16 protein-coding genes, 1 tRNA gene and 1 pseudogene are annotated in these 24,985 nt (G+C 61.9%); 10 read left to right on the top strand and 8 right to left on the bottom strand.

Features of this window, described 5'->3' with window-relative positions; translation table 11 throughout:
* The first annotated feature begins 412 nt into the window (after positions 1-412).
* Positions 413-501, top strand: a tRNA-Ser gene (locus B2A78_RS26195).
* Between the two features lie 102 nt (positions 502-603).
* Here B2A78_RS26195 and B2A78_RS25830 read toward each other — a convergent pair.
* Positions 604-740: pseudogene (locus B2A78_RS25830) on the bottom strand (transposase); the annotation flags it as partial.
* A 113-nt stretch (positions 741-853) separates the two neighbouring features.
* Between B2A78_RS25830 and B2A78_RS20790 the strand changes: the two are divergent.
* The 6 genes from B2A78_RS20790 to B2A78_RS20765 all read left to right on the top strand — a co-directional run bounded on the left by B2A78_RS20790 (position 854) and on the right by B2A78_RS20765 (position 11,201).
* Positions 854-1,231, top strand: a complete 378-nt coding sequence (locus tag B2A78_RS20790; RefSeq protein WP_077731971.1) for a hypothetical protein — start codon at positions 854-856, stop codon at positions 1,229-1,231.
* 165 nt (positions 1,232-1,396) lie between these two features.
* Positions 1,397-2,599 carry a TolC family protein gene (locus B2A78_RS20785; RefSeq protein ID WP_205780857.1) on the top strand — a complete coding sequence of 401 codons (1,203 nt, stop codon included), beginning with the start codon at positions 1,397-1,399 and terminating at the stop codon, positions 2,597-2,599.
* On the top strand, positions 2,596-3,708 hold the full coding sequence (locus B2A78_RS20780; protein ID WP_077731969.1) for an efflux RND transporter periplasmic adaptor subunit: 1,113 nt from the start codon (positions 2,596-2,598) through the stop codon (positions 3,706-3,708). The genes B2A78_RS20785 and B2A78_RS20780 overlap by 4 nt, the downstream gene beginning before the upstream one ends.
* Before the next feature lie 3 nt (positions 3,709-3,711).
* Complete coding sequence (locus tag B2A78_RS20775) at positions 3,712-6,813, top strand: efflux RND transporter permease subunit (RefSeq protein ID WP_077731968.1); 3,102 nt, start codon at positions 3,712-3,714, stop codon at positions 6,811-6,813.
* 13 nt (positions 6,814-6,826) lie between these two features.
* Entirely contained in the window at positions 6,827-7,153 is a 327-nt protein-coding gene (locus tag B2A78_RS20770) for a P-II family nitrogen regulator (protein ID WP_077731967.1), read from the top strand.
* Between the two features lie 115 nt (positions 7,154-7,268).
* On the top strand, positions 7,269-11,201 hold the full coding sequence (locus B2A78_RS20765; RefSeq protein WP_143735254.1) for an HAD-IC family P-type ATPase: 3,933 nt from the start codon (positions 7,269-7,271) through the stop codon (positions 11,199-11,201).
* Positions 11,202-11,248: 47 nt separating this feature from the next.
* Here the strand turns inward: B2A78_RS20765 and B2A78_RS20760 are convergent, their stop codons facing one another.
* From B2A78_RS20760 to B2A78_RS20745, 4 genes are all read right to left on the bottom strand, one after another.
* Positions 11,249-11,659 carry a hypothetical protein gene (locus tag B2A78_RS20760; protein ID WP_139841138.1) on the bottom strand — a complete coding sequence of 137 codons (411 nt, stop codon included), beginning with the start codon at positions 11,657-11,659 and terminating at the stop codon, positions 11,249-11,251.
* Positions 11,660-12,006: 347 nt separating this feature from the next.
* Complete coding sequence (locus B2A78_RS20755; RefSeq protein WP_077731964.1) at positions 12,007-13,308, bottom strand: TolC family protein; 1,302 nt, start codon at positions 13,306-13,308, stop codon at positions 12,007-12,009.
* Positions 13,305-16,397, bottom strand: coding sequence for a CusA/CzcA family heavy metal efflux RND transporter (locus B2A78_RS20750; RefSeq protein ID WP_077731963.1), 3,093 nt, complete (start codon positions 16,395-16,397; stop codon positions 13,305-13,307). The genes B2A78_RS20755 and B2A78_RS20750 overlap by 4 nt, the downstream gene beginning before the upstream one ends.
* Before the next feature lie 10 nt (positions 16,398-16,407).
* Positions 16,408-17,556, bottom strand: coding sequence for an efflux RND transporter periplasmic adaptor subunit (locus B2A78_RS20745; RefSeq protein WP_077731962.1), 1,149 nt, complete (start codon positions 17,554-17,556; stop codon positions 16,408-16,410).
* 199 nt (positions 17,557-17,755) lie between these two features.
* Between B2A78_RS20745 and B2A78_RS20740 the strand changes: the two genes are divergently transcribed.
* A complete protein-coding gene (locus tag B2A78_RS20740; protein ID WP_240502619.1) occupies positions 17,756-19,249 on the top strand; it encodes an ATP-binding protein in 1,494 nt (497 codons plus the stop codon).
* Entirely contained in the window at positions 19,246-20,604 is a 1,359-nt protein-coding gene (locus B2A78_RS20735; RefSeq protein WP_077731961.1) for a sigma-54 dependent transcriptional regulator, read from the top strand. Before B2A78_RS20740 ends, B2A78_RS20735 begins: the two co-directional genes overlap by 4 nt.
* An 83-nt stretch (positions 20,605-20,687) precedes the next feature.
* On the opposite strand, the gene B2A78_RS20730 is transcribed toward B2A78_RS20735, so the two are convergent.
* Both B2A78_RS20730 and B2A78_RS20725 read right to left on the bottom strand, forming a co-directional pair.
* Complete coding sequence (locus B2A78_RS20730; protein WP_077731960.1) at positions 20,688-21,026, bottom strand: DUF3147 family protein; 339 nt, start codon at positions 21,024-21,026, stop codon at positions 20,688-20,690.
* A gap of 84 nt (positions 21,027-21,110) precedes the next feature.
* A complete protein-coding gene (locus B2A78_RS20725; RefSeq protein ID WP_077731959.1) occupies positions 21,111-22,430 on the bottom strand; it encodes a hemolysin family protein in 1,320 nt (439 codons plus the stop codon).
* Between the two features lie 642 nt (positions 22,431-23,072).
* Here B2A78_RS20725 and B2A78_RS20720 point away from each other — a divergent pair.
* Positions 23,073-24,617 (top strand): alkaline phosphatase PhoX, encoded by a 1,545-nt coding sequence (locus B2A78_RS20720; RefSeq protein ID WP_168175494.1) that lies wholly within the window; start codon positions 23,073-23,075, stop codon positions 24,615-24,617.
* A 48-nt stretch (positions 24,618-24,665) separates the two neighbouring features.
* Here the strand turns inward: B2A78_RS20720 and B2A78_RS20715 are convergent.
* Positions 24,666-24,985 (bottom strand): tetratricopeptide repeat protein (locus B2A78_RS20715; RefSeq protein WP_143735253.1); only part of this gene is annotated, 320 nt, incomplete at its 5' end.

Raw genomic sequence — 24,985 nt, 5'->3', positions numbered from 1 at the left:
CTTTTCACGGGATCGGTAGCTTGGGTGAAAATTCGACTTCTGTTGTAATGATTTCAAAAATCCGATTTTTTAAGATTGGGACCTCCTTTACAGGCGACCGGCCGGTCGCTCACGGCATTTGTTCACAAGCCCGGGCTCGCCAGTCACTTCATCGATCGGGATCTGCGCCCAGCACCCGACACGGCAAGGAATCGACATACGGTTCCATCCATCCGTTCTTGAATCCGTTACGGAATCAAAGCAGCCGCGACAACGAATGTGATGCCCGGCTGTTGGCCGATGAAAATTGATGTTGGCTATCGGTAGTGTCAGTCCTGTTTGGCGCTTTGGTCACGTGACTAAAACGTGACAAACCCCGGTCAAGCTTCTTCATTTCGTGGCATTCTCAGTCCGGTTCACGCGGGGAGCATGTGCCTAAGTTACTGATTTACCAAGTCTGAAAAAATGATAGCTTCCCTCCTAAGGGGAAGGTCGTACGTTCGAATCGTATCCGGGGCGCCAACCGAATCAATCACTTAGCTAAGTTTTGATGGTCTTTCACGACCGTCAACGTGACTATTTCGTGACTTATCCAAGAGGCTCAACGCAGCCCTGGTATTTTCCCAGTTTTGAAAAGGCCTGCTCGATAGGATTGAGATCCGGACTATGGGGCGGCAGCGCCTTGAGAATGGCTCCACGGGCTTCGATGGCCGTGCGAACCTCGTTGCCGCGATGCGGGACAAGTTATCCCAAACAACGATAGAGCGTGATTTTCCAGGTCTCGAAATTACGGTTAGAATACCCGCCGTTCGATAGCCCATCTTTTTGGTTTCAAGCCCGAAAACTCCCGTATGTCTTCGGCTTGAAACAATACATGAAACAAGTAAAACAACGCGTTCGGCCTACCCGCCCTGCGGGACACTACTTTTATCTGCTCCTGTTGACGCTGAATGTCGTCACCGGTCTGTGGCGGATTCAGGTGGTTATGGATCTGGACCTGTCTTTGCCCCAGGCCGACTACGCGTCCCCGCTCGAAACCGCCGAGCGTTCACCGGATTGGGATGACGACGGAGAGTCGGATGCCGAGTCGCAGGACGAGGCGGATTATTCCAACCTGGATGACGACAGCCTGGCCCAGGATTCCTTGAGCTATTCGCCATGGGGGATAAAACCGGTGCGTTATCGGTCGGCCCCCGTCCTGTCCCGTTCCCAAGACATCATTCCCGAGCCGCCTCCCCCTCGCCGCTGTTAGCCCCCGATCCCGTGGATGAAGCTGGCCCCAGGCCATCTTTATCCGCCAGGCGCGATGAATGCTTATTCATCGCCTCCCGATCGACGACATCAAGCGAGAGCCATGACGGGTTCATCCCTACAAAAGACCCCAGCGCTACTACTGTGCGGGTTCTTGATTCTTTCCATGTCCGCCTCGGATTCGGCCGGTTCCTCGTTGAGCCTGGCCGACCTTCTGGCTTTGGCGGAAAAACATAATCCCGAGCTAACGGCTGCCCGGACCCAAATCGAGGGTGCGGAAGGCGATCTGATTACTGCCAAAGCCTATCCCAACCCGGAGATTCAGGTCGGGGCGGGCGAATCGGTGGCCCGTGATACCGGCGTCACCCGCGGCATTTTAACCGGCGCCGATATCGCCCAGCCGATCGAACTCCCGTATGTCCGCCGTCCCCGGCGGGAAGCGGGCGAAGCCGGCGTGGACGCGGCGAAGGCCTTTTATCGAACTATTAGCCTCAACGTGCTGACCCGGGTCAAGCAGGCGTTCTATAACGTGCTGCGGCAGCAGGAGCTGCTGGCGATGGCGGAGGCCAACCGGAGCCTGCTCGAATCCATCCGCGACAAGATCCGCATCCGCGTTGAAGTCGGCGAAGCCTCGCGTTACGAACTGGTCAAGGCGGAAGCGGAACTCCTCGGGGCCACGAAGAACCGTGAGAGCGCAGCGCTGCGCGTGGAGCAGGCCAAGACGGCCCTCAGGGCCTTGGTCGCCGGACGGCTCCCGCCCGACTCGGACCTGGTCGGCGAGCTCCCCGCGGCCCGCCGGGAACCGCCGAACCTCGATGCGCTCCGCGATCAAGTGCAGCGGAACCATCCGGCCCTCATTCAGGCGCGGGCGGAAGTCGACCGAGCCACGTCTCAGCTCGAACTGGAACAGGCGCTGCGCTATCCCCAGCCCACCATCAAGGCCGGCGTCTATCGAGAGCCCAATCTGGAGCAGTGGCGGGTCGACCTCATCGTGCCGCTTCCTCTGTGGAATCAGCGGCAAGGCCCCATCGCCCGCGCCGCCGCCGACCGCGCACGGGCGGACGCCCTAGCGGATCGGCAACTGCTGAGCCTTCTGTACGAACTCGACACTGCGATTACCGCCTACCGCATCGCCAGTCAGCAAATCGAGACCTTCGAGTCGGGTCTTCTCCGAGAAGCGGAAGCTGCCCTCAAGGTAGCGGAGGCCGCTTACCGTCTCGGCGAAAGAGGCATTCTCGATTATCTCGACGCCCAACGCACCTTTCAGGCGGTACGCGTCGACTATATCAACGCCTTGTTCGATAAGAACGCCGCGCTGCTCGAAATCGAGCGGCTTCGGGCTCAGGACTACCAGGATCAGTCGCTATGAAAATACTCATTCCCTTAGTGTTGTGCCTCATCGGCCTGGCGCCGGCCTACGGGCAGGACGCTGCCGGCGCGGTGACGGTAACCGCACCGTCCTCTCTACTCCAGAGACTAACCATCGCTCCGGTCGCTCCTAAGGAGACTGCCGAATCCCTGCATCTTCCAGCCCGAGTAGCCCTGGACGAGCATCGCGTGGCCCGCATCGGTCCCAGCGTCAGCGGACGGGTCGCCGAGATCAACGCCTTCATCGGCCAAACCGTCAAAAAAGGCGAGATCCTAGCCCGCATCAACAGCACCGAACTCGGCAACGCCCAAGCCGCCTATCTGAAAGCGAAAACCCGGGTGAATCTGTACAAACTTGCGGTGGATCGCGCGCGACGCCTGCTGCAAGCCGACGTGATCAGCCGGGCGGAACTCAAGGAACGGGAAAGCGAATTGATGGAAGCCGAGGTGGAGCTTCGCGCCAGTGCCGATCAGCTGCGCGTGATGGGCATGAGCGAGGGCGCCATCCAGCGCCTCGCGGCCACCGGCCAGATCGATTCGGTGACCCCGGTGACCGCCACCGTGGCGGGGACCGTGATCGAGCGGCATGTTTCCCTAGGCCAGATCGCTCAGACCACGGACGACCTGTTTACGATTGCCGACCTGTCCCGCGTGTGGGTGGTGGCCGAAGCGCCGGAACAAAAGGCCTATCTGATCGAACCCGATGGCCAGACCGAAGTGCAGATTCCAGCGCTGCCGGGACAGAAAATCAGCGGCAAGCTGATCTACGTCTCCGACATCGTGAACCCCACCACGCGCACGGTCACCGTGCGCATGGAGGTGAACAATGCGGAGCGCAAGATCAAACCCGAAATGCTGGCCACCATGGTCATCCGGAAGCCGGCTTTGACCGGCCTCGGTGTCCCGGCCAAAGCCGTGGTGAGAAGCGGCGATCAGGACTATGTCTTCGTCCGGATCGCCGCCGATGGGTTCGCCCTGCGTCCGGTTTCGCTTGCTCCCGAGCAAGGCGGATATCGCCGAGTGATCGAAGGGCTCACGGAAGGGGAACCGACTGTTGTAGATGGCGCGTTCCATCTGAACAACGAACGTATCCGCAAAGAACTGGAGTAGGCCATGATCGAAAACTTGATCCGCGCCGCCCTTAAGCAGCGATTGGTAGTCGTGATCATCGCGTTGTGCCTGGTCGCGTTCGGCTTTAACGCCATGCAGAACCTATCCATCGACGCCTTTCCCGACGTGACCAACGTCCAGGTCCAAGTGGCGGCCGAAGTGCCTGGCCGCTCTCCCGAGGAGGTCGAGCGTTTCGTCACCGTCCCGCTGGAAATCGCCATGACGGGGCTTCCCGGCCTGGTCGAGATGCGCTCGGTGAACCGCAACGCGTTGTCCCAGATCAATCTGGTGTTTACCGATGAGACTAACGTCTATTTCGCCCGGCAACTGGCGCTCGAACGGCTGATCGAAGCGGCGGAACGCTTGCCGGAAGGCGTTATACCGATTCTCGGACCGGTTTCCACCGGCCTGGGCGAAGTCTACCAATACACCCTGGAGCGGCCTGACGACGGCGAACGCGCCCTGACCGAGGAAGAACTGACCGAGCGCAGGACGATTCAGGACTGGGTGGTGCGTCCGCTGCTCCGCGGCATTCCCGGCGTCGCCGAAATCAACTCGATCGGCGGCTTGGAGCGTCAGTATCAGGTCCTTCCCAATCCCGACCGCTTGCGCCATTACGGCCTGACGCTAAAAGACGTCTACACGGCGCTGGCGCTCAACAATGCCAACAGCGGCGGCGGCAAACTGCCGCAATACGCCGAACAATACCTCATCCGCGGGATCGGTCTGATCGAAGACCTCGACGACATCGGCAATATCGTTCTCAAGGAAAGCGCCGGCACTCCGGTCTTCATCCATGACGTTGCCGAGGTGCGCATCGGTCATGCCGTGCGTTCCGGCGCGGTGATCAAGAACGGCTACACCGAGGCAGTGGGCGGTATCGTGATGATGATCCGCGGCGGCAACGCCAAGGAGATCGTCGGCCGGGTCAAGGAGCGGGTCCTGGAGATCAACGAACACGGCATGCTGCCGGGGAGCTTACAGATTACGCCTTATTACGACCGCACCGGCCTAGTCGATGCGGCAATCCACACGGTGACCAAAGTGCTGATGGAAGGCGTCGTGCTGGTGATCGTGGTCTTGTTGCTGTATCTCGGGGATATCCGCTCCAGCCTGATCGTGGTGGCGACGCTGATCATCACGCCGCTGGTGACGTTCATGGCGATGAACCACTACGGCATCTCGGCCAACCTCATGTCCCTCGGCGGGCTCGCCATCGCCATCGGCATCATGGTGGACGGCTCGGTGGTCGTGGTGGAGAACGCCTTCCGCCACCTGGGCGAGGCTAAAGAAACCGGCGAAAGCCGGAGCTTGATCGTTTTGCGCGCCGCCGCCGAAGTGGGCACGCCGGTCCTGTTCGGGGTGGGCATCATCTGCCTGGTGTTCCTGCCGCTGATGACCCTGACCGGCATCGAAGGCAAGATGTTCGCGCCGCTGGCCTACACCATCGCGATCGCGCTCTTTATCTCGCTCATCGTGTCGCTCACCCTGTCGCCAGTATTGTGTTCGTATCTTTTGAAAGGCGGCGCGGAGCACGACACGCGGATCATTGCTTTTCTCAAGCGGCCCTATCTGAGCCTATTAGACTTCGCCTTAAATAATCCCCGCAAAGTGATCATTGCCGCGATTCTGGTGTTGATCGGCAGCGTCTCGCTCGCGCCTTTTCTGGGGACCTCCTTCATTCCGGAGATGAAAGAAGGCTCCATCGTGACGGGCATCAACCGGGTTCCGAGCATGTCGCTGGATGAGTCCATCCACCTGGAGACGGAAGCCATGCGTCTGGTGACGGACGTGCCGGGCATCGCCCTGGCGGTGTCCCAGTTGGGACGTTCCGAAAACCCCACGGACACGCAACCGGAGAACGAGTCTACTCCTATCCTGACCCTCAAACCGCGGGAGGAACTGCCGCCCGGTTGGGATCAGGACGATGTAATGGATGCCTTGCGGGAAAAACTGAGCGTCTTGCCCGGCGTGCAAATCGTGATGGCGCAGCCGATCTCGGACCGGGTGGACGAAATGGTGACCGGGGTGCGCTCCGATATCGCCATCAAGCTGTTCGGCGACGAACTGGAGGTCCTGAAGCAAAAGGCCGATGAAATCATCAGGGTGCTCAACTCGATCGAAGGCGCCGCCGACATCCGCGTCGAACGCGTGAGCGGCCAGCAGTATCTCACCATCGATGTCGACCGCCAGGCCATCGCCCGCCACGGCATCAACGTGGCCGACATCAACGACATCATCGAGACCGCCATCGGCGGCCGCGTCAGTACCGAAATCTACGAGGGCGAGCGGCGGTTTTCGGCGGTAGTCCGGTTTCCTGAAAAATTCAGAAACAATCCGCAGGCCATCGGACAAATACTGCTGAAATCCCCCAATGGCGCCCTGGTGCCGCTGGAAGATTTGGCCATCATCGAGGTCGTGGACGGACCGGCGCAGATCAGCCGCGACAGTGCCCGGCGCCGCATCGTGATCGGCGCGAACGTCAGGGGCCGCGATTTGGGCGGCTTCGTCGCGGAACTGCAAAAGGCCGTCGCCGAGCGAGTGAAGCTTCCGGAAGGCTATTACGTCACCTGGGGCGGACAATTCGAAAATCTCGACCGGGCCATGCACCGCCTGATGGTGATTATCCCCATCACCATCGCGGCGATCTTCTTTCTGTTGTTTTTGCTGTTCAACTCGTTGCGCTTCGCCGCCCTCATCATTCTGGTGCTGCCGTTCGCCTCCATGGGCGGCATCTTCTCGCTGTTTCTCACCGGAGAATATCTATCGGTGCCTGCCTCGGTCGGCTTCATCACCTTATGGGGCATTGCGGTGCTGAACGGGGTGGTGCTGGTGTCTTACATCCGGGGACTTCGGGACGAGGGCTTGCGCCAGCGGGAGGCCATTGTCGAAGGCTGCAAGCAGCGCTTCCGGCCGGTGATGATGACGGCGACGGTCGCGATGCTCGGCCTGGTGCCCTTCCTGTTCGCCACGGGGCCGGGCTCCGAAGTCCAGCGCCCGCTGGCGATCGTGGTGATCGGCGGATTGATCACCTCAACCTTGCTCACCCTGGTGGTGCTGCCGGCCCTGTACCGATGGTTCGAAGAAAAACGTATCGAAGTTTGAAAGAGGAGAGTCCATGAAAGAGATCAAAGCCATCATCCAGCCCCAGCGGCTGAGCAAGCTCAGAAACGCATTCCGCCAGATGCGCGGCTTTCCGGGAATGACTGTGAGCCGGGCGGAAGGGTGTAGTCCGCATGACGAACCGGAAGTCGGGCATAACATCCGGGAAGAACTGACCGATTTTTCGCCCAAGGTTCGGGTGGAAATCGTCGCCCCGGACGATAAGGTGGAGGAAATTGTCCGCATCATCCACGCCCATGCCCATACCGGGCAGCAAGGGGACGGTCTCGTTTGGGTGACGGACGTGGTGAACGTCCAGTCCATCCGGCTGGAGCCGGTCTAAATTGGAAAGGGAGGCTCGAATCCGATGACTTCAGAAGCCTTCGGGGTGCGAATGCCTTTCAAATTTCGTCAACCCAACTAAACCGAGCATAGTGGTCAAAGGATACTTTAAACAGTTGCCGGGGATCATCGATGAAAGCATTCGTGCCGATTCCGGAAGCGTCGTTCAGCCGATGAACGATCTCGCCGCGTCTTGGCACTCGCTTCCGGTCGAGCAGGTCTTCGGGGAGCTGAACAGCTCGCCGGACGGGTTGTCGGCATCTGAGGCGGAGACGCGGTTACGCGAGCACGGCCCTAACCGGATCGAGCGGGGGCCGCGTCGGAGTTGGCTTAGGATCCTGTTGCATCAGCTCGCCGATCCGCTCGTGTACGTCTTGCTCGCGGCGGCGCTGCTCGCCGTGCTGATGGGCAAGGTAACCGATGGCGTCGTGGTCCTGGCGGTCGTCGTCCTGAACACGCTGGTAGGCTTCGTGCAGGAGATGCGTGCCGGCCAGGCGATCGAAGCGCTGAGCCGAATGGTCCCGCAGAACGCGACCGTTCTGCGCGACGGGGATCAGACCGCCGTGCCCGCGCACGAACTCGTGCCCGGCGACATCCTTATCCTTCAGCCGGGCGACCAAGTCTCTGCCGACGTACGCCTGTTCGAGGCCAATGGGCTCCTCGTGGAGGAAGCCGCGCTCACCGGCGAATCGGTGCCGGTTGCCAAACACGAGGCACCGGTCGAGCGCGATGCGGTGCTCGGTGATCGCCGTTCGATGGCGTTCGGCGGGACATTGGTCGTCTCCGGCACCGCGAAGGGCGTGGTCACCGCCACCGGGCCGCGGAGCGAGCTCGGCCGGATTTCCCGGCTGCTGAGTGAGACTGCGGAGTTGGAAACGCCCCTCACGCGCAGACTCGCCAGCCTCGCCCGCGCCATCATGCTGGGAATTCTGGTTGTCGCGGGACTGATCTTCCTCGTGGGTATGATGCGCGAATACCCGCTGCTCGACAGTGCGTTCGCGGCGATCACGCTCGCGGTGGCCTCGATTCCCGAGGGCCTCCCCGCCGTCATCACCATCGCCTCGGCGATCGGCGTGCGCCGCATGGCACGCCGCCACGCGATCATTCGGCATCTGCCCGCCGTGGAGACGCTCGGCAGTACGACGGTCATCTGCACCGACAAGACCGGGACGCTGACCCGGAACGAGATGACGGTGGAAGCGCTGTGGACGCCGGCCGGCCCGATCGAGGTGACCGGGATCGGCTACGCGCCGGAAGGCGAACTTCGCGCCGGTGACGAATCCGTCGATCCGCTGCCCGATGCCGTCAGGCACTTGCTCATTTCCTCCGTGCTCTGCAACGACGCGACTCTGGAGCTGGACGACGGCCGCTGGACAATCGTGGGCGACCCGACCGAAGGCGCGCTCGTCGTCGCGGCGCGCAAGGCGAAGCTGGACGAGACGGCGCTCCGCACGACGTTCCCGCGCGAGGACGCGATCCCTTTCGATTCCGAGCGGCAGTTCATGGCAACCCTGCACGTCGGTTCCGACAACCGTGCCCTTGTCTGCCTGAAGGGCGCACCCGAAGTCGTGGCTAAGCTCTGCCCGGCCTTCGCGGGCGGCCAGCCGATGACGCTCGACCTCGTTCACGAGGCGGCGCACGCCTTGGCAGCACGAGGCTTGCGCGTTTTGGGCGTGGCTTCGGCGATGCTCGACGAGCCGATCGCCAGCCTCGAAGGCACCGCGTGGCAGCGCGACTTGCGTTTCCTCGGGCTCGTGGGCATGGTGGATCCGCCCCGCGCGGAGGCCGTGCGGACATGCGGGCGCGCAGGCGTCGCCGTGAAGATCGTGACGGGCGACCATCCGGCCACCGCGCGTGCCATCGGGGAGATCTTCGGATTGCTCGACCCCGGCGGGTCCGGTCCCGGAGTCATCACGGGGCATCAGATCGAGACTGCATCGGACAGGGAACTCGCCGCACTCGCGCAGACAGCCAATGTCTTCGCGCGGGTCGCACCCGAACACAAGCTGCGGCTCGTCAAGGCGCTCCAGGCCGACGGCGAGATCGTTGCGATGACCGGCGACGGCGTCAACGATGCGCCCGCCCTGAAGCGAGCGGAGATCGGCGTCGCCATGGGCATCAGCGGCACGGCCGTGGCCAAGGAAGCCGCGGACATGGTGCTCGCCGACGACAACTTCGCGTCCATCGGCGCGGCAGTCGAGGAAGGGCGACGGGTCTACGACAACCTGACCAAGTCGCTCGCGTTCATCCTGCCGACGAGCCTCGGCCAGGCGATGATCATCCTCGTCGCGGTGCTGTTCTTCCCCGTCACCGAGGGGCGCCTGCTGATGCCGATCGAGCCGGTCCAGATCCTCTGGGTCAATCTGGTCGTAGCCATCGCGCTCGCGCTGCCGCTCGCGTTCGAGACCCACGAACCGGACGTGATGGAGCGGCCGCCGCGGCCGCCGAACGAGGCGCTGCTCAGTCCCTTCCTGATCTTTCGCACCTTCCTCGTCGGTGCGCTCATGACCGCGGGCGCCGTGAGCCTGTTCTTCCACGAGTACAACACGGACCTGCGGGAAGGCGTCGCTGCGGAACTCGCGCGTGCCGAGTCGCAGACGGTCGCCGTCACGACCATCATCCTGTTCCAGGCGATCTATCTCCTTAACTGCCGCTCGCTCACCGAGAGCGTTTTTCGCATTGGACTGCTCAGTAACCCGTACGTGTATTTCGGCATCGCGGCGACGATAATGCTGCAACTCGGCTTCATCTATCTGCCGCCGTTCAATCAACTGTTCCACAGCCATCCGCTGGATGCGACGGACTGGATCGCCCCGGTAGCGGTCGCACTTGCCGGCTTTCTCGCGATTTCGATGGAGAAATGGCTCTGGCGTCAGCGGTGGAATGCCGACTTGACTGGTAGGCACGACACCGATCTCTCACCCGACAGGGGAACTCTGCACATGACTCCATCGGAACCTGCCACGCTCCCCGTCCTTCCCTCGCCTGAAGCAGACCGCTTCTGGTCGCAAAGAGGACTCTCCGACCTTGCGCTGCTCGCGCTCACCGTTCTCGCCCTGTTTCTCTGCTACCTGATCGCGCGGCCTTTCGTTTCGTCGCTCGCCTGGGCAACGGCGCTGGCGGTCGTCGGCGGACCACTGCATCGTCAGGTAACGAAATGGATTCGCTCGCCAAGCCTGGCCGCCGGGTGCTCCGTCGTCGCGATCGCGGTGCTCCTGATCGTTCCTGCCGGGATGCTCGTTCCAGGCTTCATCAATGAAGCGGTCAAGGGATTCACGTTGATCAGGGCGCAGATCGAATCGAACGCGTGGGACGATGCGATCGAGCGGCACGAATGGATCGGGCCCGCATGGGAATGGGTGAAGGAGCGCGTGGATCTCAGTGACTTGGTCCAACAGGCGGGCGCCCTCTTGACCGCGGCGGGGTCGTTCGCGGTGAAGACTTCATTCCTCGGCGTGATCGAGCTCGCGCTCGTTTTCTTCTTTCTGTTCTACTTCCTCCGCGATCGCGATTCGCTCCTCGGGGGCATCCGCTCGCTGCTTCCCCTTGCATCTGCCGAAATGGATCGCATCATCGGTGTCGCGGCGGACACGATCTTCGCGACGGTCTACGGCAAGGTGCTGGTGAGCATCGTGCAGGGTCTGCTCGGCGGCTTGATGTTCTGGTGGCTCGATCTCCCGGCGGCGTGGTTCTGGGCAATCGTGATGGGCGTCTTCGCGATCATTCCGCTGCTCGGTGCGCCGGTCGTTTGGCTGCCGGCGGCCGGGTTGCTGCTGCTCGATGGCCAATGGAGCCAGGCCGCGATCCTGGCGCTCTGGGGCGCCGTGGTCGTGGGGTTGGCCGATAACCTGCTTTATCCGATCGTGGTCGGGAAATATCTCCATCTGCACACGGTGCCACTCGTGATTGCGTTGATCGGCGGCATCATCGTCTTCGGGGCGGCGGGATTCTTTGTCGGCCCGGTCGTGGTCGCGATCACCTTTGGGGCGCTCGATGTATGGCGTTTGCGCGCCGCAGCCTCAAAGACTTCACCGGGACGGCAGGCATGAAGACCTTGCGCCTCCGTCGCAGTGGAAGACGAAACAATCCTAAACCTTCAATACAGGATAATCCGTTTACACTGATTCTGGTCGGCGAGATACGAAAGGGGCAAGAAAGGGGTCCCTGCGATCAATCCAGCGAAAGTGCCGAAGAACCAGGAGGCATTGCTGAGCGCTGATGCTATCGGTGGGGGGTGTTCCGAACGAGGTTTCGGGGTGATGAAATAATCGATGGGGCCGCCCACCAGATAAAGCGGAAGAACGGCAACGGCTGCCCCGATGCCGACAAGGTGACCTACGACGGTGGCCGGCATACACACGATGGCGTTTCGTCCATACGGACCCTGCTCGAAAAGCTTCTCGGAGAACCGGTAGGCGGGCAGGGCTTCCGGATGCTGTTTCGGACTGACCGCGCATCCGGTTAGAACGACCATAGCCAGAAAGACGAGCATTCGTTTGTATCGCACGTTCGCACATCTCCATGAATCGTCATCCGTATCGTGCCGAAAGGCGTGAATCGCAGCCAGACTTCCTAAAGGATGCGCTCGGGGTAAATTGCCGTCAAGCAATGAGCAACGTAAGAACGTTCCGGCAAGGGTACTGGGCCGAGTACGCTTCGCCGAGGCTGATCGTGCGATAACCTCCATATTGGCGTAAGCCATTTGAGTACGGAAGCGGCGAATATCTCAAAAACACGATCGATGAGTCCTGGGCGCCTCGAATCTGCCGACCTGGTGGTACATCAGCACGGAGATCGGCGGCTTTTTCACGCTCTGTTGGCAACATCCCCGCTTTCCCAGTTGTTCGAGGTACGTCAGCGGGATTCCGGACCGGCCTGCATGGCGGCCGACTCCAACAGCCCAGCCGCCGCCAGCGCATCGATTTCCGCCAGCACCAAGGACTCGGTGAGTTCCACCCTTCGTAAGGCGATCTCGGTACGCGAACGGGTGGCGTCCAAGAGTTCGAGGAGGCTCCCCTTGCCGAACCGGTAAGCATCCTCCGCCATCTCTTTCAACTGGGGTAGACGCCCCGCCACATCCCGTTCGAACCGGACGAGGTTCTCCCGATTTGTCAGCAACACCCCCGCTGCGCGCTCCAATTCCGCCAGGATCGCATACAACAGGGCCTGCCGCTCGAAGGTGGCCGTACGCTTCTCCGCCTTGGCCCTGGCGATGGGACCCTGGCCATAATCGAAAATGGGTACTTCCACGGAAAGGCCGGCAAAGGAGGCTAGCCCGTAAGGATTGTTGGTCCAGACATTGCCCACGCTGATCACCGGGGTGGGCCAACGCTCCCGCTTGGCCTTTTCGATGCCGGCCTCGGCGGCTTCCTCCTGCCGGCGGGCGGCGTTCACGGCGGGGTTCATGGCTTCGGCCTGCTGCTTCAGGGCGGCAAGGTCGACGCTCACCCCGAGCGGCTGCAGCATTCCCTCCGCCCTGGGTTTCCAGCCGGGCAGGCTCAGCGTGGTTCCGATCTGACCGGACAGGTCGAGCGTCTCCGCCCGTACCTGCTCGGTTCGGGCGCGAAGATCCGCCGCTTCGACGTCCATACGCACCACTTCGTAGCGGCTGGCGGCGCCGGATTCCGCGCGGCCGGTCACGATAGCTTTGAGCCGATCCAGCTCGCCTTCGGTCTGCTCCAATGCGACGCGCTTTTCCTGAGCCGCCAGCAATTTCACGAACAGTTGCCAAGCGTCTTTCAAGAATCCCGCATAGGCATTGAGAACTTGCGCCTCCGCCGCCGTCACGCCCCGCTCCGCCGCCTCCCGTCGGGCGGGGCGCTGGCCGGCGATGAGTACCGGGATGTCCAGCTGGGCCTGTTGCTGCTGGCTGCCGTCGAACAAGGTGTTGACGCCCCCCAGGAGATCGTAGCGGCCGTAACTGACCACGGGATTGGGCAGAACGCCCGCCGCCACTACGTCGGACCGGGCGATGTCGATGCGGGTGCGCTCCGCCTGAAGGCGCGGGCTTTTTTCCCTAAGGATCTGCACCAACTGCTCCAGATTCACCGATTCAGGCAAGACGGACGTTTCCGCATGGGCGCCGGAGAAGCCGGCGAACATACATAATACCCATCCCGCCCACCATTGGCGGAGGATCATCCGTTTTCGCATCATAGTTCGTCTTGTTCCTCAGGCGTCAAAAGCCGCTTGGGCGTCAGATAGGTGTAGAAGACCGGCAGCACGAACAGCGCGACCAAGAGGGTCGTCACCATGCCTCCGACGATGACCATAGCGAAAGGTTTCTGGGTTTCGCTGCCGACGCCGGTGGACAGGGCCATGGGCAACAGGCCGAACAGGGCCAGCAATGAGGCCATGAGAATGGCGCGCAGGCGTTCCCGCGCACCCGCCAGAATGGCCGGCACCAGTTCCTCTCCGGCACGGCGGCGGCCTTCGATGGCGCTCAGGATGAGCAAGCCCATGAGTGAGACCTGTCCGAGCAGGGCGATGAACCCCACGGCCGCGCTGATGGACAAGGCGATATCGGTCAGCAGCAGCGCGAACACGCCCCCGGTCAGGGCGAATGGTACCGTCAGCATGATCACTGCGGCGCTGCGGCCGGAGCTGAGCGCCCCGTACAACAGCGCCATGACGATAACCACGGCGACGGGAACCACCAGTCGCAGGCGCGCCATCGCACGCTGCTGGTTCTCGAATTCGCCGGTCCACTCAAAGGAATGGCCTTCGGGCGGCTTGACCCGCTCGCTCACCACGCGCATGGCGTCGTTCACCACCGAGCCCAGGTCGCGGCCGTCCACGTTGAACTTAAGAGCAAGGAAGCGGCTGTTCTCCTCCCGGAATACAGAAGCCGGCCCCATGGCGACCTGGATATCCGCCAGATCGACGAGGGGAATGTGCGCGTCTGCCGGGGTTTCCACGGTGATTTGCTCGATTCTCTTAGGGTCGGCCTTTTCGGCGAAGGGAAGACTGACCCGGATGGGTACCGGGCGTTCCTTTTCCCACAGCTCGGTCACCACTTGGCCGGCCAGCGCGGCTTCGACGGTTTCTTGCGCCGTTTTTACGCTGATGCCGTTCCTGGCCAGGGCTGGCCGATCCAGCTTGATCTGGAGTTGGGGCACGACGGCGTCCCGGTAAAGGTCGAGATCGACGATACCCGGCACCTCCCGCAGCGCCGCCTTGACCCGCAGCAAGGTGGCGCGCATGGCCTCGAAATCGTCGCCGAACAGTTTGAGAACCACCTGGCCGCGCGCGCCGGCGAGGGATTCCTCGACGGTATCTCGGATGGGTTGGGAGAAATTGAAGATCACCCCCGGAATCTGATTCAGATTTTCCCGCATGGAATCGATGAGACGGTCCTTGTCCAAGCCATTCCGCCATTCGTCCCGAGGTTTGAGCAGGACCGTCACCTTGCCGAGATTGACGGTTTCATTGTCGGTCCCCGCCTCGGGACGACCCTGTTCGCTCAACGCTCCGCGCACCTCGGGGAAGGTGAGCAGCCGCTTACGGATTTCCTCGATGGTGGCCTGCCCCTGTTCCAGAGAGATGCTCGGAGGCATTTCCGCGAAGATGAACATATCCCCCTCGTCCAGTTCCGGCAGGAATTCGGTGCCGAGGCGGCTGCCCGCTAGGCTGCCGAGGGCCAGCAAAACGAGCGCCAAGCCGATCGCCGCCCGCCGCCGGGTCAGGAGCCACGCCAGCAGGTTGATGTAGGTATTGCGCAGTTTTTCCAGGAATGCCGGTTCCTCGCCCTTGACATGCTCGGTTTTGAGCAGCAGCGCGCAGAGCGCCGGGACCACGGTGAAGGCGAACACCAGAGCGCTGACCAGAGCGAAACTGTAGGTGAGAGCCAGCGGCTGAAAGATGCGCCCCTCGACCCGTTGCAGGGTGAACACCGGAATCAATGCGGCGATGATGATCATCATGGCGTAGAAGGTCGGCTGCCCCACATCCAGCGCGGCGCGGATGATCAGCGCCAAGCGTTCGCGCCGGGTCTTGGGTTTGTGTTCCTGAATCTGATGGATCACGTTTTCCACCAGAACCACGGCGCCGTCCACCAGAATGCCGAAATCGATGGCACCCATGGAAATCAGATTGGCGGACATACCCAGCGCATAGAGACCCGTGAAGGCCGCCAGCAGGGACAGGGGAATGATCGCAGCCACGATCAGCGAGCCGCGCAGGCTCCTAAGAAACAGCCAGACCAGCCCTACGATGAAGACGAAGCCGTGCAGGAGATTGTCCTGCACGGTCTCCAGCGTCTTCCCGATCAGGCTGCTGCGGTCGTAGAGAACTTCGATCCGCATGCCTTCGGGCAGGACGCTCCGGTTGATTTCCTCCGCCTTGTCGTGGAGAGCGTCCAGAACCAGGGTGGGGTTCTGGCCACGCCTGAGCAGCACGATGCCTTCCACATCCTCCCGGTTTTCATCGAGCGCGACGGAGCCGCGGCGAGGGGTATGTGACTGGAGCACACGGGCGACATCGCCCACGGTGACCGGGGTTCCTCTCTCGCTGCGCAGAACGATCTTCCTGATATCGTCCGCGCTCAGCAAATACCCGATGCCGCGGATCACCAATTCCTGGTCGCCCTGCGGGAGAAATCCGCCCCCCACGTTAAGGTTGGATTGCGCTAGGGCCTCGGCCACGTCCCGGATGGAGAGTCCGTAGGCATTCAGCCGCGCGGGGTCGGCTTCGACGTGCAGTTCCTTGTAAAAACCGCCGAAGGTGAAGACGTCGGCGACCCCGGGAATCCGCCGGAAGAGCTTCGCGACATTCCACTCCTGTTCCGAGCGCAGCTCATAGAGCGTATGGCGGTCGCTGGTGAGCCGGTAGATGAAAATCTTCCCTAGAGGCGTCGCATCGGGCGCCAGCACGGGCACGATGCCGTCCGGCAGATCGGCGGTGCCCAAACGTTCGGAGGTCAGCAGACGGGCCTTGAAACTGTCGAATTTGTCCTCGAAGGTCAGGATCAGCATCGACAGCCCGAAATAGGTCTCGCTGCGCAGACCGGTCATGCCGGGGGTGCCGTTCAGTGCGCGCTCCAGAGGAACCGTTACCTGCCGCTCCATTTCTTCCGGCGCAAGGCCGGGTCCCTGGGCGATGACGAAGACCTGGACGTCGGTCACGTCCGGATAGGCTTCGATGGGCGTATTCAAATAGGCGCGGACACCGAACAGGGCGAATGCCAGGGTGAGTGCCACCACCGCGACGCGGCGGTGCACGCAATGCTCGATCAGGGTTCGCAACATGCCGGATTTCTTACAACAGTTGCTCGGCTTCGCCGTCGAGCAGCAAGGCGCCGCGCACGACCACCCGTTCGCCCGGCCGGAGGCCGTCCAGCACCGGCACCCGGCCCTCCGAGGACACGCCTACGGTAACCGGGCGTTGCTCGTACACGCCCTCGGCGGTTTCCACATAGACCACCGTGCGTTGGCCGTTTTTGACTAATACGGCGGAACTGGGCAACAGCACCCGCTCGACTTGGCGAGGCCGAATCGCCACCCGCGCGTACATGCCGGGCCGGAGGCTCGGTGCCGATTCGCTCAGCGTGATGTACACCGGAGCCCGGCGCTGCTCGTCCGCGAACACGGCTCCCAAGGCCGTGACTTTGCCTCGGAGCGGACGGGTCGGCGACACCGAGATCTCCACATTGGTCTCGTCGCCTTCTCCTAACAAGGAGAGGTCCCGCTCGAATACCTCGGCCACGATCCACAGGGCGCCCGCATCACCCAGCTCCACCAGGGCTTCGCCGCCCGGTTCCACCGCCGCCCCCACTGTGGTTTTCAAATTCAGCACGGTTCCGGCGATAGGCGCCTTGACGGCGATCTGTGCGCCATCCCCCTTACCCAATAGTTGCGCAGCGCGGCTGGCCCGGTCGAACTCGGCCTTCGCTTCCGTGAGCTGCCGGTCCGCCTCCAGTTTTTCCAGTTCCAGACCGACCCCCCGCGCCAGCATCTGCACCTGGCGCCGCGCAGTCTCCTCGGCCAACTTCAGGCCCGCCCGCGCGGTCGAGAGCGCCGCGCGGGCGGCGGCGGCATCGGGGCTATGCAGCACCATCAGCACGTCGCCGGCACGCACCTTGTCACCGGCCTGCACCCGGATGGCGGCCACCCGTCCGGCGACCTGAGTGCCAACGCCGGATAACGCCTGTTGGCGAAACTCGACCCGGCCCGGCGCCCGCACCGGCTCGGTCGGTTGCAGGACAGAAACCGGCTCGACGGTCAGGAAAGGGCGAGACTCGGTCCGAATGCGGACGGTTTTGGTCTTCGAAGTCGGTTCATCGGGGATTGCCTGGCCGGGTTGAGCATCCGTCTCCGGCTGGGATTTTCGATCATCGGATGATGTACACCCGGCAACGGCCGACAAGATGAGCAATGGGACGAGATAGGCGCAACGAGAAATCGGCATGAGGATTCAAGGTCAGGGAAGTCATCCCTAGCCTTAAACAAAAGAAGTGCCAATTCCGCGCACCTCCGTGGAACGCCCGCCAGCGCAGGCGAACGGGATGGCTGGATACTTTGTATGGCGAAAGATACTGTTGCATTTTGCGGCATCCCTGTAGACTAACGCAGCAGTCAAGAATCTCTTTGGGGATCGAAGTCGAACCTTGCGTATCGTCACCAAACTCAGCCTGTCCCTGCTCGCTCTGAGCATGGCCGTATTCGGCGCCTACGGCGTCATTCACGTGCAGACCGAACGCAACGATCTGCACACCGCCCTGGAGCGGGAAACGCGCCTTCTGGCTTATGGTCTGCAAGTGGCCGTGGAAAATGCCCTGCGCGACCGGCAGCTCGAAGACGTGCGGGAACTGCTCCGTCAACTCGAGCGCATCGATCCTTCCGTGGATGTGCGCGTGTATATCCGTGACGGCCGCGTGGTCCGCTCCGACGCGGAATCCCTGCCTTGGGCCGCGCCGCTGGAAGCCGCCTTGCACGGTGCCGCCCTCGGGGGGGCGTCGCGATTGTTGTATTACCCGGATGCCGATCCCGAATTCATCGCGTTGTCACTCCCGTTTTCCGAAAAAGAAACTGCCGCCCACGGCAGCCTGGCGGTGGTGCGTTCATTGGAGGAACTCCGCCGCGATCTGCGCCGCACGGAGCGGGATATCCTGATTTCCCTCGCCTCGTTCGTCGCTTCGACCTCTCTGCTCTGTTTGGCACTGGGCCGGGTCTACATCTCCGGTCCGCTGCGAAGGCTCGGGGACGCCATGCGCCGGTTCCGGGGTGGGAACGATCCGCCCGATCCCCTGCCGATCGACCGTCGCGACGAATTGTCCGCCGTGGCCGAGGAATTCAATCGCATGGTGGCGGAACTCTCGATGGCTCACCGCCGGCTGGATACCGAGACGGAAAAGCGGCGCCAACTGCAACGCGCCCTCCAGGAAGCCGACAAGCTGATCACCATCGGCCAGTTGTCGGCGGGGCTCGCCCATGAGATCGGCTCGCCGCTTCAAGTCGTCAACGGCCGGGCCAGAGCCCTGGCCGCGTGTGCCGACCGTCCCGAGGAAGTGCGACGCCTCGCGGACATTCTGGTCGCGCAGACCGACCGCATCACCCGCATCGTGCAACGGCTGCTGGAGTTCGCCCGCCGCCGACCACCAAACTTCGTGCGCATCGATGTAGCCTCCGTAATAGGCGACGTGCTCGACCTGCTGCGGCATGAAGCGGGCCGCCGCCGTATCGAGCTGAAGTTCGAGCACCCCGATCTCCTGCCGCCCGCCCGCGTCAATGCCGACGGCGTGCAGCAGATCATCTTGAATCTGGTCGGCAATGCATTGGCGGCGACCGAAGACGGGGGCGTGATAACCGTCGATTTGCGGGAAAGCGCCATGGTAACCAACGATACCGAAGTTCCGGCGCTACGGCTGATCGTGGCAGATACAGGCAGCGGCATTGCACCGGAGCACCTGCCGCGCCTGTTCGAGCCTTTTTTCACCACCCGCGGCGGCCGGGGCGGCACGGGTCTCGGGCTAGCGGTGGTAAAGACGATCGTCACGGAGCATGACGGCACGATCGCCGCCGAATCCAAAATGGATAAGGGCAGCCGCTTCACCGTCCATTTGCCCTTGAACGGGCCATCTCGTCTTAAGGAGGCAGTATGAAATCGGATCGGAATCGGCGTCTGCTGGTCGTGGACGACGATTCCGGCGTCGTGGACTTTCTGGTGGAGATGTTGAAGCAGGCCCGATACTCGGCGCTCGGCGTGACCGATGCCGGCCAGGCCTTGGACGCCCTCGCCGAAGAACCCTTCGACCTGGTGATCACCGACGTGGAAATGCCCGGCATGCGCGGCCTGGACCTCATGGCTGCGATTCATGAGAAGCGTCCCGATCAGTTGGTGCTGTTGATGACCGCTTTCGGCAGCATCGATCTGGCCATGCAGAGCGTTCGGGCCGGCGCCTGTGACTTCCTGGCCAAGCCGTTCCGCATCGAGGAGCTCTACGCCTCCGTGGAACGGGCCTTGCGCGACCGGCAGATGCGCCGGACGGCGGTGCGGGTGGGTGCGCCGGATACGGATACGGTTACGGAGACGGGCGAACTCGGCTTCACCGCCCGGAGCCCTCGGATGCAACAGGTATTGAAGCTGGCGAAACGGGCGGCGGCCGTGACCTCGACCGTGTTGTTGGCGGGCGAGAGCGGCACCGGCAAAAGCGCCATTGCCCGCTGGATTCACGAACTGAGCCCGCGCCGGACAGGCCCGTTCGTGTCCGTCAATTGCGCTGCGCTGCCGCAGACCCTGGTGGAAAGCGAGTTGTTCGGCGCGCGCAAGGGCGCCTACACCGACGCCCGCCAGGATCGGCCCGGTCTGTTTGCCCAGGCCAACGGCGGCACCTTGTTCCTGGACGAGATCGCCGAACTGCCACTGGAGGTGCAGCCTAAACTGCTACAGGCGCTGGAAGCGGGAACGATCCGTCCTCTCGGCCACACACGGGAAACCGTGGTGGACGTGCGGCTGATTGCCGCCACCAATCAGCCGCTGGAACAGCGGGTCAATGAGCGGCTGTTCCGGGCCGATCTTTATCATCGCATCAATGTGATCCGGCTGGAGATACCGCCTTTGCGGGAACGGACGGAGGATATCGACGACCTGGTGGATGTCCTCATTCGTCGGATCGGCTTGCGCCTCCGGAAGCCCTCGCCGGCGGTGTCGGTAGATGCCCTGCGTTGGATCCGCGCCTACCGCTGGCCCGGCAACGTGCGGGAACTCGCCAACACCCTGGAGCGGGCCATCGCCCTGGCGGAACACGACACTCTGCTGCTCGAGGATCTGGCGCAGGCGTCGCGTCTGCCGGGAAACGATCATTTCCTGCACGACGCCCTGGCCCGCGGCTGGACCCTGGAGGACGTGCAACGGGCCTACATTCGGCACGTGCTGGATGCGACCGGCGGCAACAAGATCCAGGCCGCGCGCATTCTGGGCGTGGACCGGAGCACGCTGTATCGTAAGTTAGGTTGAACTGTTCGGCGAAGGATTGAGCTCGATCGTCTCGCCAATATGCATAAAGATCGCGGCCTGGCCTTTCAGCTCATAAACCACGCCTATTGAAAAAGGCTCCGCAGCAATAACGCCAAGCCATAACACACGCTGGTCGTTATCGCCGCAAGCCCGAGTGCGAGCCAGAAATTCAGCGCGCATTCCAGCAGCAGAGGCAAGATCCAGAAGAAGGCCAGTGAAGGTATCACCAGCCAGACGATTTGCCGCGAAAGCTCGGTTATCAGCTCGGTATCCCCGGTGTCGACATAGAGCCAGATGAGGGCCAGGATCGACGTGACGGGCAGGGAAGCAATGAGGGCGGCAACTAGACTACTCCGTTTCGCCGTCTCGGAAATCGCCGCGATCAGGAGGGCGGATATCAAGACCTTGATGGTGAAGTGCATGGGCTGTTTTTGTCGGCGTTCTGGACGAGGGCCGAGTGAGTATGCCAAAGTCTGGCGGCCGCGCAGCACTTTACGAACACACGCTCAGGGTTGATGTGCGGATAGGGATCTGGGTTCATGCAGTTGCGAGACCAGTATCTTGTCCACCCGGTTGCCGTCCATGTCGACGACTTCGAGCCGCAAGTCCTCGAATTCGAAACAGTCGGTGGCCTTGGGCACCCGGCCAAGTCGCAGCATGACGAAACCGCCTACGGTGTTGAAGCGTCCGTCGCGTTCCTCCGGCAATTCGTCCAGATCGAACAGTTCCTTCAGACGGTCGATGTCCACCATGCCGTCGATCAGCCAGGAACCGTCGTCCCGGCGGACGATGTCCGGTCTGTCCGCCCGCCCCCCGGCGGGCAAATCGCCGACGATAGCCTCTAAAACATCGCCAAGGGCCACCAGTCCATCGATTTCGCCGTATTCATCCACCACCAGCGCCGTGTGGAGATGGGATTTCCTGAACTCTTCCAGCAATTCCATGAGTGTCAGGGAATCCGGCACGAACAGCTCGTTGACCGCGATGGCGCGCAAGTCCGGCCGATCCCCCTGAAGCACACGATCCAACAGGTCCTTGGTTTTCACGAAGCCGACGACATCGTCTAGGCCGTCGTTGCACAAGGGCAAAACCCAGTGGGTGTGTTCCAGGATGCGCCTGCGGTTTTCCTCGAAGGGCTTTTGGAGGTCCAGACAAACGATGTCCTTGCGCGGGGTCATGATGGCACCCACCTTGCGGTCACCCAGGCGGAGGATGTTTTCCATGAATTGTTGCTCCGCTTCTTCGAAAACCCCTTCCTCGGTACCCTGCTCCAGCAAGATCTTGATTTCTTCCTCGGTGACCGTGGGCTCCTTTTTCGGTTTGATCCGCAGCAGCCACAACACCAGTTCCGTGGAGAGGCTGAGCAGTTTCACGGCCGGCAGCAACACCAGGGACAGCCCGTGCATGGGCCTGGCGATCCACGCGGCGATGTACTCGGGGAAATTGAGGGCGAGGCGTTTCGGCACCAGTTCTCCGACGATCAGGGAGAGATAGGTGATGACGACCACGGTGACCGCCAGCGCCAGTTCCTCCGCATAAGGCGCGAGCTGCGGAATTTGCTCAAGGTAGGGTAACAGCGGCTCGGCAATGGCGTCCTCGCCCAAGGCGCCGCTCAGAATGCCGATGGAGGTGATGCCGACCTGGATGGTCGACAGGAACCGGGTCGGTTGCTCGGCCAGTTCCAGGGCCTTGGCCGCCCCGCCGCTCCCGCCCTCCGCCAACTGCTGCAAGCGCACCCTGCGGGCGGACACAATGGCCATTTCCGACATCGCGAATATGCCATTCAAGAAAATCAACAATAAAATCAAACCGAATTCAAAAGCCATTCGTTAAATACTCAAACCAAAAAAAATCGTAGCTGTTGATCTGGAAGCTGTCTTCAAACTGCCGCGCGTCGCCATACCGGCTTTGCTCAAGGGCTCGAAATGCGGATGAAAAACATCCCTGTTTCTCACTCACCACATCTCTGTGGTTCGCCCCTATGGGCGGCCAAGCCGTGCACCAATTTGCCGGGAGCAAACCGGAACGTGCGAAGCACGACCCGGAGGACGAGCCTCAAGGAAGAGGCGAGTAAATCGACCTCGCCACGCTACGCTGTCCCGCTTCGCTCGCGAGTCCGGGGCAGCCCGTCCCTGGCCTGCCCGCTCGTCGCGTTGCGCCTCGCCCTGCCGATTTGTCACCTTGCCGGGTGCGCTATTGCGCGTCCCATTTCTCTCCATGGACTTTACCAATCCAACGGCTTGTCATCATTTAGTAATGACACCGTAAATTAATCGTCAACGATATGTAACAGTGCTCGCCTATCGTCACGCTCTCAAGCATCTGGTTGGGCTAAAGCTACGAGCAGTGTAATGATGAGCGACCGACAATCTCACATTCAGCGGGAAAGCGCCGGCGGTAAGCCATCAAATTACCGATCCGGTAATCCCACCTTCCGATCGATTTCGGCAAAGCGCCCGATTCAGAGCATGGTTTTAAGAGGTGGCACGGCGCGTGCCCTCTCGTCCGGCCTTTTGGAACAAGCAGGCACATTCAACGCGCTCTTGGCAATCCCAGCGTCAAAACCCGGAGAACAGCCGTCCCTTCGCATCAATCCGTCGGTATTCAATGCGACACCGGTAATGCGAACCGCTACCGCCACAGCATCGGCCGATCACGCCGAAAAGCAGCTCATTCTCTGGAGTCCACCGCTAGCAGGCAGCCATTACGCAATCAACGCCAAACCCGCTCCCGGCGACGAACCGGAGCAGCAAATCGGCTCCGAGCATTACGGGATGTATCTTTTTCCGATGGCCCGCGCCACCTTGACCTCTCATGGCCTTCTTTGCGCTAACCGCCGATATCTTAGCCAGCGGCTGCTGCATCCCTGCACGATTATCGGCGGAAAGCGTCCGGTCGACCCGATATCGAAAAAAGTTGCCGCTTATGGCGTGACTATCATGGAAATCAAAAAAGACGGCGCAGGTGAATGGAGCGTAATACCCGGCAAATACAATCGACGGATCACCGACAGCACGCCGGTGGACATTGCGGGTCCGGCGCGAGGTTCCGGCTTGCTGAAAACCGAGTACAGCCCGGACGGAACCAAAACCCGCGGAGTCTTCGTCAATTGCGCCTATAGTTTCACGCCTTGGCGAACCTATCTGGTCTGCGAAAGAAACTGGGCCATATACTTTATCAACCGAACCGGTCGTCCGCGAGAACATGCGCGTTATGGTATCAATACCGGCGGCGTCCGCCGTGAGTGGAGCGAGGACGACAGCGGCACCGGCGAGCACGCCCGCTTCGATGCTTCGGCAAGAGGCGCCGACGCCGCGGAAGATTATCGCAACGAACCAAACTGTCAGGGCTGGATTTTGGAGATCGACCCTTTCGATCCTGAAAGCACGCCCAAGAAACGTACCGCCATGGGACGGCTCGCCCATACCGGCGCCTGGCTGGCACCGGTGAAGGAGGGTCATCCGCTGGTCTGGTACATGAGCGATGATGACCCGGACGAGTACATCTACAAATTCGTCACCAAGGCTCGGTTCCACCGGCGAACCGCCAACGGCGACATGCTGGACGAGGGAACCTTGTACGCGGCACGGTTCAACGAGGATGGGACCGGCGACTGGCTGGCTCTGGACTTGGGCGATTCTTCCTTTCGAACCGCTGCCGCAGCTCGATCTGCGGTATTCAAGAACCAGGCCGATGTTCTAGTGAATACTCGTCTGGCGGCAGATGTAGTCGGAGCGACCGCGATGGACCGTCCGCAATGGCGTTCCGTCCATCCTCTATCCTGCGAGGTCTATCTCGCGATGACCGACGATCCCGACCGCACGGCACCAGGCACGCCGCGCGCCCCGAACAGCTGCGGCCACATCGTTCGCTGGAGCGAACAAGACAATCGCTCCTTTGCCACGAAATTCAAATGGGATCTCTTCGCAATTGCGCCCGAGAGCGACGCCCCCGCGCAGTCCGAGGCTCATGGTCCGGAGCGCTTGCCCAAGCGGACGGCTTCGCCGGCCTGAGCAACGTACGGATCGTTCCTTGAAAGTCTTCCCGGCCCGCGCATCCGCTTAGGTGGACGAATCGCCGGAAAACTGGCTCAACGCGCGTTGGGCGTCCTCGCGACCGATATAGTCGCCTTCGGTCCTAACGGCCTTTTCCAGGCGCTCCTTGGCCAGGGCCTTATCGCCCGCCTGGAGGTACACCATGCCGAGGTGATACTGGAAAATGGGTACCTCGGGCGCCTGCGCCACGGCCTTTTCCAACAGCCCCCGCGCCGTCGTCAACTCGCCCAACTGCCGGTAAATCCAGCCGAGCGTGTCGAGGAACGCGGGCTCGGTCGCCGTCTCGAACCGCTGGGCCAACGCCAGCGCCCGCTGGAGTTTGTCCC

It is taken from the genome of Methylocaldum sp. 14B (assembly GCF_002005105.1).
In the GTDB taxonomy this organism is placed as follows: domain Bacteria; phylum Pseudomonadota; class Gammaproteobacteria; order Methylococcales; family Methylococcaceae; genus Methylocaldum.
Note: the sequence above shows the minus strand (reverse complement) of the source record. Positions and strands in the feature narration are given on the sequence as shown.